Source organism: Rhizorhabdus sp., from assembly GCF_018006725.1.
GTDB lineage: Bacteria > Pseudomonadota > Alphaproteobacteria > Sphingomonadales > Sphingomonadaceae > Rhizorhabdus.
The window spans coordinates 23588-34902 of sequence record NZ_JAGMXV010000022.1 but is presented as its reverse complement, the minus strand read 5'-3'; the positions used below and the strand labels follow the sequence as shown (position 1 = coordinate 34902).

The 11315-nt window shown below is 66.8% G+C and carries 13 protein-coding genes; 8 read left to right on the top strand and 5 right to left on the bottom strand.

Annotation, left to right across the window (positions count from 1 at the left end):
* Window positions 1-116: 116 nt before the first annotated feature.
* The 3 genes from KAY22_RS05495 to KAY22_RS05485 all read right to left on the bottom strand — a co-directional run bounded on the left by KAY22_RS05495 (window position 117) and on the right by KAY22_RS05485 (window position 3476).
* The gene (locus KAY22_RS05495; RefSeq protein WP_296620926.1) at window positions 117-344 is read right to left on the bottom strand and encodes a hypothetical protein; all 228 of its coding nucleotides are present in this window, start codon (window positions 342-344) and stop codon (window positions 117-119) included.
* Window positions 345-432: 88 nt separating this feature from the next.
* On the bottom strand, window positions 433-3063 hold the full coding sequence (gene mprF / locus KAY22_RS05490) for a bifunctional lysylphosphatidylglycerol flippase/synthetase MprF (protein ID WP_296620923.1): 2631 nt from the start codon (window positions 3061-3063) through the stop codon (window positions 433-435).
* Complete coding sequence (locus KAY22_RS05485) at window positions 3060-3476, bottom strand: DUF2147 domain-containing protein (protein WP_296620921.1); 417 nt, start codon at window positions 3474-3476, stop codon at window positions 3060-3062. The genes mprF and KAY22_RS05485 overlap by 4 nt, the downstream gene beginning before the upstream one ends.
* Window positions 3477-3617: 141 nt before the next feature.
* Between KAY22_RS05485 and KAY22_RS05480 the strand changes: the two genes are divergently transcribed.
* The 7 genes from KAY22_RS05480 to KAY22_RS05450 all read left to right on the top strand — a co-directional run bounded on the left by KAY22_RS05480 (window position 3618) and on the right by KAY22_RS05450 (window position 9748).
* On the top strand, window positions 3618-4121 hold the full coding sequence (locus KAY22_RS05480) for a DUF1003 domain-containing protein (RefSeq protein WP_296620920.1): 504 nt from the start codon (window positions 3618-3620) through the stop codon (window positions 4119-4121).
* Between the two features lies 1 nt (window position 4122).
* Window positions 4123-4515, top strand: coding sequence for a PDZ domain-containing protein (locus KAY22_RS05475; protein ID WP_296620918.1), 393 nt, complete (start codon window positions 4123-4125; stop codon window positions 4513-4515).
* A complete protein-coding gene (locus KAY22_RS05470) occupies window positions 4512-5204 on the top strand; it encodes a response regulator transcription factor (protein ID WP_296620916.1) in 693 nt (230 codons plus the stop codon). The genes KAY22_RS05475 and KAY22_RS05470 overlap by 4 nt, the downstream gene beginning before the upstream one ends.
* 3 nt (window positions 5205-5207) lie before the next feature.
* A complete protein-coding gene (locus tag KAY22_RS05465) occupies window positions 5208-6575 on the top strand; it encodes a HAMP domain-containing sensor histidine kinase (protein WP_296620914.1) in 1368 nt (455 codons plus the stop codon).
* Window positions 6576-6663: 88 nt separating this feature from the next.
* The gene (locus KAY22_RS05460; RefSeq protein WP_296620912.1) at window positions 6664-8142 is read left to right on the top strand and encodes an AcvB/VirJ family lysyl-phosphatidylglycerol hydrolase; all 1479 of its coding nucleotides are present in this window, start codon (window positions 6664-6666) and stop codon (window positions 8140-8142) included.
* Window positions 8142-8882, top strand: a complete 741-nt coding sequence (locus tag KAY22_RS05455) for an AcvB/VirJ family lysyl-phosphatidylglycerol hydrolase (protein WP_296620909.1) — start codon at window positions 8142-8144, stop codon at window positions 8880-8882. Before KAY22_RS05460 ends, KAY22_RS05455 begins: the two co-directional genes overlap by 1 nt.
* Window positions 8879-9748, top strand: coding sequence for a MipA/OmpV family protein (locus KAY22_RS05450; RefSeq protein ID WP_296620907.1), 870 nt, complete (start codon window positions 8879-8881; stop codon window positions 9746-9748). The genes KAY22_RS05455 and KAY22_RS05450 overlap by 4 nt, the downstream gene beginning before the upstream one ends.
* A gap of 112 nt (window positions 9749-9860) precedes the next feature.
* Here the strand turns inward: KAY22_RS05450 and KAY22_RS05445 are convergent, their stop codons facing one another.
* The gene (locus tag KAY22_RS05445) at window positions 9861-10181 is read right to left on the bottom strand and encodes a hypothetical protein (protein WP_296620906.1); all 321 of its coding nucleotides are present in this window, start codon (window positions 10179-10181) and stop codon (window positions 9861-9863) included.
* A gap of 208 nt (window positions 10182-10389) precedes the next feature.
* Window positions 10390-10641 (bottom strand): hypothetical protein, encoded by a 252-nt coding sequence (locus KAY22_RS05440; RefSeq protein ID WP_296620903.1) that lies wholly within the window; start codon window positions 10639-10641, stop codon window positions 10390-10392.
* A 264-nt stretch (window positions 10642-10905) separates the two neighbouring features.
* Between KAY22_RS05440 and KAY22_RS05435 the strand changes: the two genes are divergently transcribed.
* Window positions 10906-11313, top strand: coding sequence for a group II truncated hemoglobin (locus KAY22_RS05435; RefSeq protein ID WP_296620901.1), 408 nt, complete (start codon window positions 10906-10908; stop codon window positions 11311-11313).
* Window positions 11314-11315: the final 2 nt, after the last annotated feature.

Here is an 11315-nt window from a genome sequence, read left to right as displayed (position 1 = left end):
CCGATCCGGCTGGGTAACCCCGGCGGACGCTGCGAAAGCGATTGCCTTCCTGCTGTCGGCGGATGCCGGCACGATCACCGGCGCGAGCATCCCGTTGTCGCTGCCGGGCTGACAGGTCAGCCCATCGGCCCCGTCCGGAACCAGCGGCGCAGCACCGGCACGCGCGCCAGCGAGCAGCCGCAATGGCGGCACCGGCTGTGCTGCATGCCCTGTTCGTCGACGGTGAAGCTGGCTTCGGGCACATGCTGGCCCTCGCGGCAGGCACGGGTGATCGCGCCGATCGTCCGTCGCTTCGACGGGCGAACGCGGCGGGGCTTGGTTTCGATAAGAGCTTCGACGGTCATGGGGTCCTCCTGTTCCCCGTTGAATGGCGCTGTCGGCCTTGTGTCGGGGTGACCCGTGCGTGAAATTCCGTTCATCTTGGCCATGGTCTCACTCCGCCGGGACAAGCATGGTCAGAGGAGCGACGGACGCGTCGTCCGTTGTGCGGGGCGTCGAGGCGTAGCGGGGCTGGACAGGGCTCGGCATCGGGCTGCCGATCAGGCGGTTGAGGTCGCGCATCGCCAGGATGAGTCCGGCACCGCCGGGCGCCGCGATATAGCGGGGCTCCCAACGGGGCGCGAACTTCTCCTTATAGGCCCGCAGGCCCCGGAAGCCGTACAGCCGCTCGCCATGCCGGAAGATGACCGCCGCCGCCTTGGCCCAGAGCGGCGACAGGCGATGGGAATCGATGCCCGACAGGGGCGCGAGGCCCAGCGAGAAACGGGCATAGCCTTGCTCCTGACCCCAGCGCATGAGCTGCGCGAACAGGAAGTCCATCGTGCCCGTGGGTGCGTCGTCGCCGTGGCGCATGAGATCGACCGACAATTCCCGGCGATTGTCTGTGCGCCAGATATTGGCGAACGCCACGATCCTGTCCTCCACGCGGACCAGCGCGCAGTCGAACCGGGCGAGATAGTCGGCGTCGAAGCGGCCGAGGCTGAAGCCCTTTTCGCGCTGTCCCTTGCTTTCGAGCCAGGCGTCCGAGATCCGCGACAGCTCGGGCAGAAGCGCGGCGACCTCGTCGGCCGGTACGACTTCGAAGCGCGCCCCTTCGCGCTCGGCGCGGCGGACCGTTTGCCGGATCGACCGCATGCGCGATCCTTCCAGCGAGAAAGGCGGCACGTCGACGATCGCCTCCTCGCCATATTTGACGATCTGGAGCCCGAGCGCGATCGCCAGTTCGAGCATGTCGCTGCTGATCTGGTAGAGCATCAGGCGGCCCTGCGCGGCATGCGCCATCGAACGGATCTGCCAGAGCAGTTCGGTCCAGGCGTGGCGCGGGCCGACCGGGTCTCCCATCAAGATCCAGCTGGCGCCGCGGATCTGGTACATCAGCATCGCGTCGCCATCGGACGAGAAGAGGAAGCGCTTGTCGCCGGTCAGGGCGAGCATGGCGTCTGTCCGATCGGCTTCCGCCAGGATCGCGGGCATCGCATCGGGCAGACCGGGGAGGGCGCCGCGGGGTGAGGCCGGTGCGAACAGGCGCCAGAAGGCGACGGCGGCGAGCAGCATCGTCGTGCCCAGACTGGCCCGCAGATAGCGCGAGGCGTCGCCATGCAGGGCAAAATCCCACCAAAGGCCGTTTTCATAGGGAACATGCTTGTAAGAGAACAGGCCGACCCACAGGGTAAGGGCGCCGACCGCGCCGACGCTTGCGATCCAGGCGGGGGTGAAGATTCCCGACACCAGCGTGGTCGAGCGGTAGAAGGCCGGACGGGTCCACTGCAGCAGTCCGGCGATGGCGAGGCAGACGAGCGCCTCTTCATAATCGATGCCCTTGGTCAGCGAGAAGACCGCTCCAGCGAGCAGGAGCGCGCGCGCGGCGACGAAGGCACCGTCCAGTCTCCGGTAAAGCGCAGGCGCCAGCAGCAGCAGGCCCGTACCCGACAGGCTCGCGGCGAAGTGCGACGCCTCTATGAACGGCAGCGGCACCACCGCGTGCAGATCGTGGAGGCGTCCGGGCACCGCAGGGGTGGATCCCGACAGCAGCAGCAATGTGCCGCCAAGGAAGCTCGAAACGCCCATCAGCATGGGAGCGACGCCGCTGGCCATCTTCTGCGCCTGCGACAGCAGCCGGCCCAGCCGACGATCGCGCCCTTCCTGCAGGGTCAGCAACAACACGCCGAGGGCGAGCGGCAGGATATAATAGACCAGCCGGTAGGCAATCAGCGCAGCAGCCAGGCCGGCCTTGTCGACGGGCACCGTCGCCAGGATCACCGCCTCGAAGATGCCGAGGCCGCCGGGAACATGGGTGATCAGCGCCGCGATCATCGCCAGCGCATAGGCGACGAAGAAGGCCGGCATCATCGCGGGGGCGGCCGAAGGCACCAGCACGAACAACGCCGCCGCCGCCGTGGCGAGGTCGACCGCCGCGACGATCAATTGGCCGGCGAGCAGCGCTGGGGAGGGCAGCGGGACTGTCCAGCCGAACAGGCGGATCGTGCGCGGACCCAGGATGCGGACCAGGAACAGGCCGGCGATCGCCGCCGTCACCGCCGCGCCGACCATATGGCCGCTGCCGCCGGGCAGGCCCAGCATCGCGGTCGCCTCGCTCGCACCGCCGAACAGGAGCGCCGTTCCGGTGACGGCGAAGACGCCCAGCCAGAAGGTGCCCGAAGCGATGGCCACCACGCGGACCACGTCGCCGGGCGAGAGGCCGGCCCGCGTGTAGATGCGGAAGCGTGCCGAGCCGCCGGTGATAAGGCCCAGCCCCAGATTGTGGCTGATCGTGTAGCTGGTGAAGGAGGCGAGCGCCGCCGTTCGCCAGGGCAGCCGACGCCCGATCGTCCGAAGCGCCAGCACATCGTAGAGGGTGAGCGCGAGATAGCTTGCAGCGGTCAGTGCCAGCGCTGCAGCGATCTGGCGCTGGTCGATCAGATGATAGGCGCTCTTGACGTCGCGCAGGCCGATCTCGCGGGTCAGATCGTGGAGGGCCAGAAAGCCCAGCCCGACGAGGGCGATGACGAGCAGCGCGGAAAAGAGCGCCCGGCGCGTGCGGACATAGGCGACGATGCGGTTCATTGGGGCAGGCTTTCGATGCGCTGCCAGATCTGCGACTTGCACAGGAAACCGCCGATCAGGCAGCCCTTCACCCGCAGGCTCCGGGCATCGGGCTGGGTGATCGTGGACGAGAAGCGGTGCCCCATGTCGGGGACATAGACGGTGCCCTTCCAGCCGCCGTCGCCATCGGGGCGATAGTCCTCGAGCAATTCGAGCCCGTCGAGCTTCTCGACCCCGCTGTCCTTGGCATCGGCGCGCGCCTGCGGGCTGGCCCAGACGATCCAGCCGCACAGCTTGTCGCCACAGGGGCCGGTGCGCACCGCGACGGTGCCATGCGGATTGAGCCACAGGCCGTCGACGGCGTTCTGGGCCCAGCAAGGCGCCGTGGCGCTGGCGCTGCACAGGCCCGCCAAGATGAGGAAGAGTTTTCGCATATTCATGCCCCGCTTGATCATGGCGTCGAGCTAGGCCTGTGGGGATGGCGGCGGCGTGGGGGGCAACTGAACTATTCGTAATGTGCCGCCCATCCGGGGGTATGGCGTCCGCGCCTATGAAAAGCGTGAAAGGAGCCGGATATGGCGAGCAATTCTCTCGATACGCTGGCGGGTCGCTATCTCGGCAATCGCGCGCTCGACCCGGAGGAGGCGAATGTCCTCGCCAAGATTCTGGCGCGCCAGCCGATCGCGCAGGATGTCGCCGACGTGGCCGACGCGCGCGCGACGATGGGGGAGCGGCTGTCCGATCGCGTCGCAGCGGTCGGAGGAAGCTGGACCTTCATCATCGCCTTCTCGCTCGCGCTGGTCGGCTGGATGCTGCTCAACACCGACATACTCGGGCGCTGGGGGCTGGCCTTCGATCCCTATCCCTATATCTTCCTCAATCTGATGCTGTCGACGCTGGCCGCGATCCAGGCGCCTATCATCATGATGAGCCAGAACCGTCAGGCCGCGAAGGATCGGTTGGCCGCCAGCCTCGATTATGAGGTCAACCTGCGGGCGGAGCTCGAGATATTGCGGCTGCACGAAATGATCGAGCGGCTGACCGTCCTGGTGGGCGACCAGCGACAGGGAGGGCAGTGACATGGCGCGTTCGCCGGCCTGGATGGGGTGGGTCGCCCTGATCTTTGCGCTGCTCGCGGTCACCGTGGTCGCGCTGCAACTGTCGGACCGGACCGTAGCCCATGACGTGGTCGCCGGGCGGTGGCAGTCGACCGGCGCGACGCTCGCGACGATCGACAAGGAAGGCGGCCCCCGTCTGATCGTCACCAGCCTGCGGTCGGACGGGCCGGCCCGGCGTGCCGGTCTGCGGGTGGGCGATGCGATCGAGACGGTCGACGGCCGGCCCGCACCTACTATGGCCGCCTTCGACAGGGATGTGGCTGCGGGTCACTTTGCGATCGTGCATCTTCAGGTTAGGCGTAACGGGCAGGTGATCGACATCGGGGTCCCGCGCGGGCCAGGGGAGAGCCAATGAGTCACAAGATCCTCGTCGTCGAGGATGACGCCACCACGGCAGATTTCGTCGCGGCCGGGCTGATCGAACATGGCTTCGTCGTCGACCGCGCGAACAATGGCCGTGACGGTCTCTTCCATGCGACGGACGGCAGCTATGACTGCATCGTGCTCGACCGGATGCTACCCGGCATGGACGGCATGGCGGTGCTGGGTGCGCTCAGGGCGGCCGGGATCGAGACGCCGGTGATCATCCTGTCGGCGCTGGGATCGGCCGAGGACCGGGTTAAAGGGCTGGAGGGCGGGTCGGACGATTACCTCACCAAGCCCTTCGCCTTTGCCGAATTGCTCGCGCGCGTTCGCCTCCTCATCCGCCGCGCCGGCAATGGCACGGGCGCCGCGCCCGAGACGCGCCTGTCCTGCGCCGACCTCGAAATGGACCTGCTGTCGCGCAAGGTGAAGCGGGCCGGGCAAGCGGTCGATCTGCAGCCGCGCGAGTTCCGCCTGCTGGAATTCATGCTTCGCCATGTCGATCAGGTCGTGACCCGCACGATGTTGCTCGAAGGCGTGTGGGATTATCATTTCGACCCCGGCACGAACGTGATCGACGTCCATGTCAGCCGGCTGCGCAAGAAGATCGACGAGGGCCATGCCCGGCCGCTGCTCCATACGGTTCGCGGATCGGGTTATCGCCTGGGCCTGGAAGGCTGAGGCATGCCGTTCGCGCGGTCGACGATCTTCCGCTTTGCCGCGCTTGTCTTCCTGTTGCAGCTGGCAGGCGCGGGACTGCTGCTCGGCACGGTCCGTCTCCTTACTCACCACCAGATCACCGCCGAGGCGGAGGCGCAGGCCGACGATCTGCGTGGCGCGTTGATGGCCGACTATCGTCGCAGTGGCCTGCCTGCGCTTGCGGAGTCCGTCGGGCGGGAGCTTTCGCCCGCACGGGCCCAGGGCCAGGTTCTTTTGCTCGTCGATGGTAGTGGGCAGGTCCTCGGCGGCAACCTCGCCGAATGGCCACCATCGCTGGTACCCGGCGGCTCGGCGGCCACGCTCGAACTTTTCCGCGTCGGCCGCGAGAAATCCGAGCGCATCTACGCCTCGGCCGAAGCGCTCGATGGCGGCGCGATGCTGCTCGTCGGTCATGTCGTCGAGAGCGAATTGCGGTTCACGGTCATTCTCGAAGAGGCGATGGTGGGCGGGGTTGCGGTTGCGATCGCGCTGGCCGCCTTTGCCGCCTGGGCCGCTGCACGGCTGATCCACCGGCGGTTGGCGGCGACGGTGGACACCGCCCGCGCGGTGACGGCCGGCGACCTCGCGCGGCGCGTGCCGGTGGATCACAGCGAGGATGTGTTCGACGCGCTGGGCGTGACGATCAACCAGATGCTCGACCGCATCGATGCGTTGATGACCGAGCTCAAGATCGCGACCGATGGACTGGCGCATGATCTCCGGTCGCCGCTGACGCGCCTGCGATCGACGCTGGAACGCGCGTTGGAAGCAAGCGAGTCCGACGAGGCGCGCGGTTCGGTCGCCCGGGCGATCGATGAGGGCGACCGATTGCTCGCCATGCTCGACACGGCGCTGCGGATCAGCCGGGCGGAAGCCGGGCTGGGGCGCGAGCAGTTCGTCGCCATCGATCTCGCGATGATGGTCGAGGATCTGGTCGAGGTCTATGGCCCGCTTGCGGAGGACAACGGGTTCGAGATCGTGGCCGACATTGCCGGACCCGTGCCTGCGCATGTGCATCGCGAACTGCTCGGACAGGCGCTGGCCAACCTGATCGACAATGCCATGAAATATGGCGCCGGCCGCATCACCGTTTCGGCACGGCGTGTGGGCAATGAGGCGATCATATCGGTGACGGACGAGGGGGCCGGCATTGCCGAGACGCAGCGGACCGAGGCCTTGCGGCGTTTCGGGCGGCTCGATGCGGCGCGCAGCAAGGCTGGGGCGGGGCTCGGTCTCGCTCTGGCTGCGGCCGTTGCCCACCTCCATGGCGGGCGGCTCGAACTGGGCGACAATGGGCCGGGGCTGCGCGTCGATCTCCACCTGCACGTCGAGGCGCGCGGGCAGATCGGCTGAGCGGATTACCGATGTTTAACTTCGTCCCCACGCTGCGACAGGCAGCCCGGGGTTAGCACGGGACATCAATCCGCTCAGGAGATGTCCGGTGCGCAGACTGTTCGCAGCTTTTTCGATCGTCGCCGGGATGGCCGCGTTGCTGATCGCATCGCTCTCCTCGACGTCGACCCCCGTCGTCGCCAGCGCGCTAGCGCCGGTTGTCTCGGCCGCGCGGCCCCCGCAGGACGTCGCGGTCGATACCGCCAGCTTCACCAGCCAGGGGCTCGACGTCGCGACCTACCGGCCGCAAGGACCGATCCGGGGCGTCGCGATCTTCCTGTCCGGCGACGGCGGCTGGAACCTCGGCGTCGTCGACATGGCGCAGGCGCTCGCAGCGCGCGGCGTAGCGGTGGCGGGCCTTTCGGTTCCGGCTTTCCAGAAACAGCTGGAGAAGGGCGGATCATCCTGCATCAATCCCAACTATGCGCTGCAGGCGCTGGCGCAGGATTATGAGCATCGGCTGGCGCTCCCCGCTTATGTCCAGCCGATCCTCGTCGGCTACTCCTCGGGCGCGACCATGGCCTATGCCGCGCTCGCTCAGGCCCCGGCCGGAACATGGAAGGCAGCGGTTTCACTCGGCTTCGGCCCAGACATCGGGGGCCAGAAGCCCTGGTGCACGATCCCAGGCGTGAGCGTGTCACGGATCGCCAAGCCAGAGCATGGCTGGCTGTTCGGTCCCGCGGCGCACCTGCCCGGCCCCTGGGTCCTGCTTCAGGGCTCGGCGGATCAGGTCGTCAGCGCGGACGAGGCGCGGCGCTTTGCCGCGGCGGTGCCTCAGGCGCGGCTGATCGAACTGCCCAAGGTCGGCCATGGCTTCTCGGTGCAACGCAACTGGATGCCGCAATTCCGGGAGGCGATAGAGGGGCTGCTGACTTCGGGCGGGACAGCGGCCGGCGGGAGCGAAGCGAGCGTCGCCGATCTTCCCTTGACGGTGGTGCGAGATGACGCTGCGCCGCAGACTGATCTGATGGCGGTGCTCTATTCGGGCGACGGCGGCTGGGCCGGGATCGATCGCGATCTGGCCGCACGTCTCGCCGCAAGGGGCGTGCCGGTGGTGGGCGTCGACAGCCTGCGCTATTTCTGGACGGCGCGGACGCCCGCTCAGGCATCCGCCGATGCCGCGCGCATCGTCGGACATTTCGCCCAGACCTTCCACCGCTCGAGGGTGGTGTTCGTGGGCTATTCCTTCGGTGCCGACGATCTTCCCTATATCGTCGGCGGCCTGCCCGCGAGCCAGCGCTCTGCCGTTGCCCGCGTGAGCATGCTGGGTCTGAGCGGAACCGCCGACTTCCAGTTTCATCTCGCCTCATGGCTCGACGTCCCCGGCAAAGGGGCGCTTCCGACCCGGCCGGCCGTCGAAGCCCTGCGCGGGACTCCCATGCAATGCGTGCGCGGATCGGATGAGAACGACAGCGGCTGCCTGTCGCTACCGGCGGCGCTGGTCGATCAGATCGTCATCCCCGGTGGCCACCATTTCGGCCGCAATGACGACGCCTTGGCCGCCACCGTCCTGAAAGGCCTCGTCTGATGCGTCGCTTCCCGAAACTCCTCGCGGTGATCGTGGCGCTGACCATCGGTCTCCTCAGCTATGGCGCTTGGCTCGGCTATTTCGGTGGCCGCGATCTCTATGTCGGCTTTCCGGCACAGGGCACTGCACGTCCGGAACATCGGGCTGTCGCAGCGGTGCTCCTGTCGGGCGACATGGGCCTCAGGGTCGGTATGGGGCGCCAGATCGCTCAACGGCTATCGGCCAGCGGGATACCCGTGCTCGGCGTCGACTCGCTGGTCTATTTTCGCCACCGCAGGACGGCGGAAGAGGCCACGCAACTGCTCGAACAGGCCATAAGGCGCGGGCTTCGTTTCGGCCATGCCGACCGGCTGGTGCTGATCGGTCAATCCTATGGTGCCGACATGGTGCATGTCGGCTTTGCGGGCTTGCCGGCCGATCTCAGGAAGCGGCTCGCGATGGTCGTTCTCGTCGTGCCGACCGACACGGTGATCTATCGCGTGTCGCCAGCCGAGACGCTCGACCTCGTCAAGCCCGATGCTGCGGCGATCGATACGGGCCGCACCGTGACGGGCGTTCCGCTGCTCTGCGTTCAGGGTCAGGAAGAGAAGGATAGCCTCTGTCCGCTGCTGACGCAGCCCAATGCCCGCCGGATCGCGCTGCCGGGCGGCCATCCCCTGCACCGCGATGCCGACGGCCTGTTCCGGACCCTATTGTCCGAACTCGATGCCGTACTCGCCCCGTCGAAGGGGCGCGCATGAGCTGGCGCCGCACGAAGCCGCTCGCCCTTCTCCTTCTCTGTGCGCTGCCGCTCGGCGCGACGGCCGCCATCGCCCAGGACGTGTCGGGCGTGCCCGATGATGTGAAGATCGGCGGCGACCGGATTTCGATCGGCGTCGGCCTGTCGTCGACCCCGACCTACATCGGATCGTCGCGCAACCGGGTGCTGCCGACCCTGGCGATCCAGGGGCAGATGGACGGCTATGCCTTCAACAGTTCGGGCACCGCGCTCTATCTCGACCTGATCCGGTCGAGGGGCGGCACCGGGTGGAAGCCTGTCTTCGGGCCGCTGCTCGCGGTGCGCCTCGATCGCCATGGCCATGTCGGCGACCGGCGCGTCGACGCGCTCGACGATCGCGCCATCGCGGTGGAGCCGGGCCTGTCGGTCGGCATCCAGCGGACGGGCGTGATCACCAGCCCCTATGACACCCTGTCGGCAAGCATCTCCTGGCAGCGGGACGTCGCCGGCGCGCATGGTTCCTATGTGGTCAGCCCCGAACTCGATTACGACACGCCGCTGTCCGAGACGAGCTTCGTCAGCCTCTCCGCCTCGGCCGATTATGTCGGGCAGCGGTTCGGCGGCTATTATTACGACGTCGACGCCGGCGAAGCCGCCGCGAGTGGGCTCCGCGCCTATGACGGCGCCGCCAAGGCCGGCTGGAAGGACTGGAACCTCAGCGCGACCGTCGTGCACAGCGTGACGGGCATGCTCACCCATGGCGTGGGCCTGTTCGCGACGGTTGGCTATCAACATATTCTGCGCGCCTACCGCCGCTCGCCACTGGTGGAAGATATCGGCGACGCCAATCAATGGAGCGGGGCGATCGGGATCGAATATAGCTTTTAGGAAGGATGTCCAAATAGCAGCTGGATGATCGGCTGATTTGGAGCCGCGTAGTGAGCCCGCTGATGGCTCGAATGGGGTGGAAAGCGGCCGTCCTACGCACCGCAACGCGTGTCTATGAAGGTTCTTCCGAAGAGCCAGAGCGGGAGCGCGCCAGTGCCACTATTGCAACAATCGGGAAGCCTGTTTTCACATACCATTGCCCAGCGGCGAGCAACTTGAACACTATCACCGGTGGGATGGATACTCCAAACAGTAGGGTAATGTCGTCCGGCACGGTCCAGTTGATGCCGGGGCCGATGAAACCCACGAGAGAGCCGATAACCCACAGCCACTTGTGGCGAAGGTCAGATCGCAGGACTGCGACAACGGCAGTCAAGCTGACTGCCATCGCTGTTACTGCGAATATGGAAGTGAAGATCTGAAATCCGTTCATCCCGAATCCCCTCCGAAGACGCAGTGTTAGTTCGTCGCTTCCGATGTCCGCAATTGGGTCGTTGGTCGACTCGTCGCTCTTGAGGGCAAGCGCAATTAGAAAATGCCCTAGCAACGACGCAGCATTACCAGCGACAAGCCCCGCGCCGCATGCGAAAAGGGAGCGCCGGTTGCCACTCCCTTGATCGCTTCGGTCGGGTGTCCGGATATCAGCCGGCGGTGGTCGGCTTGGCTTTGGTCGCGGGGGCGTGGCGCACATGATGGGCCTTGTGCGTCGTGTGGGCGACGTGCCGGCCCGGCGCCTGCGACGGGTTCATGCATTTGTCGGTGATCGTCCGCGAACAGAGCGGCACGTCGCTGGTCGGGGTCTGCGCATTGGCTGCGCCCATGACCAGGGTGGTGCCGAGCCCCGCGATCGCGACGGTCAGGGCAGTAAAGCGAAGGGCTGTCTTCAACATCATGCTATCCTTTCGTCCTGCGACGGCGAGGTCATCGGCCTCGTCTCGCTGACAGGATATTCGCCCGACCGGCGCCACGATGCACGTTAAGCTGCGGCAAGGTTGGATGAAGCAAAACGCCACAAGTCGCTGTTCTTAAATCCAAAAAGTCGATCCCGCTCCGGTTGCCGGATTAACGATCGCTCATGTTGCTTTGACCAAGATCAAGGCGCCTGAGCGGCGCAGCCTCCATCAAAGCCGGAGCATATCTGGGAGGAGGCCCGCACGATGAACAGGACAACGCCGTTCGACATGGTCGGAGGGGAGCCCGCCGTGCGGGCGATCGTCGATCGCTTCTACGATCTGATGGACGAGGATCCGGCCTATGCCGAGCTCCGCGCGCTCCATGCCGGGGAACTCGATCCTATGCGCCACTCGCTGACCGGCTTCCTCACCGCCTGGCTCGGCGGTCCGAGGGACTGGTTCGTCGACAATCCCGGCAAATGCGTGATGTCGCTCCACGGGGCGATCGCGGTCACCGCGCAGACCGCGCAGCAATGGGCCGACGCGATGCAGCGCGCGATCGCCGAGCATGGCGCGGCGCAGGGGCTGGAGGCCGACTTCTCGACGAAGATGGCCGACGCCTTGCGAAACATGGCGTCGGCGATGATCCGCAAGGAGCGCGTCCCCGCCTGATG

What these genes read in the sequence shown, in the direction of transcription:
- KAY22_RS05465 (WP_296620914.1), top strand. Translation starts at nt 5,208, where the DNA reads ATGCCGTTCGCGCGGTCGACGATCTTCCGCTTTGCCGCGCTTGTCTTC.
- KAY22_RS05475 (WP_296620918.1), top strand. Translation starts at nt 4,123, where the DNA reads ATGGCGCGTTCGCCGGCCTGGATGGGGTGGGTCGCCCTGATCTTTGCG.
- KAY22_RS05435 (WP_296620901.1), top strand. Translation starts at nt 10,906, where the DNA reads ATGAACAGGACAACGCCGTTCGACATGGTCGGAGGGGAGCCCGCCGTG.
- KAY22_RS05450 (WP_296620907.1), top strand. Translation starts at nt 8,879, where the DNA reads ATGAGCTGGCGCCGCACGAAGCCGCTCGCCCTTCTCCTTCTCTGTGCG.
- KAY22_RS05455 (WP_296620909.1), top strand. Translation starts at nt 8,142, where the DNA reads ATGCGTCGCTTCCCGAAACTCCTCGCGGTGATCGTGGCGCTGACCATC.
- KAY22_RS05440 (WP_296620903.1), bottom strand. Translation starts at nt 10,641, where the DNA reads ATGATGTTGAAGACAGCCCTTCGCTTTACTGCCCTGACCGTCGCGATC.
- mprF (WP_296620923.1), bottom strand. Translation starts at nt 3,063, where the DNA reads ATGAACCGCATCGTCGCCTATGTCCGCACGCGCCGGGCGCTCTTTTCC.
- KAY22_RS05480 (WP_296620920.1), top strand. Translation starts at nt 3,618, where the DNA reads ATGGCGAGCAATTCTCTCGATACGCTGGCGGGTCGCTATCTCGGCAAT.
- KAY22_RS05485 (WP_296620921.1), bottom strand. Translation starts at nt 3,476, where the DNA reads ATGCGAAAACTCTTCCTCATCTTGGCGGGCCTGTGCAGCGCCAGCGCC.
- KAY22_RS05495 (WP_296620926.1), bottom strand. Translation starts at nt 344, where the DNA reads ATGACCGTCGAAGCTCTTATCGAAACCAAGCCCCGCCGCGTTCGCCCG.
- KAY22_RS05470 (WP_296620916.1), top strand. Translation starts at nt 4,512, where the DNA reads ATGAGTCACAAGATCCTCGTCGTCGAGGATGACGCCACCACGGCAGAT.
- KAY22_RS05445 (WP_296620906.1), bottom strand. Translation starts at nt 10,181, where the DNA reads ATGAACGGATTTCAGATCTTCACTTCCATATTCGCAGTAACAGCGATG.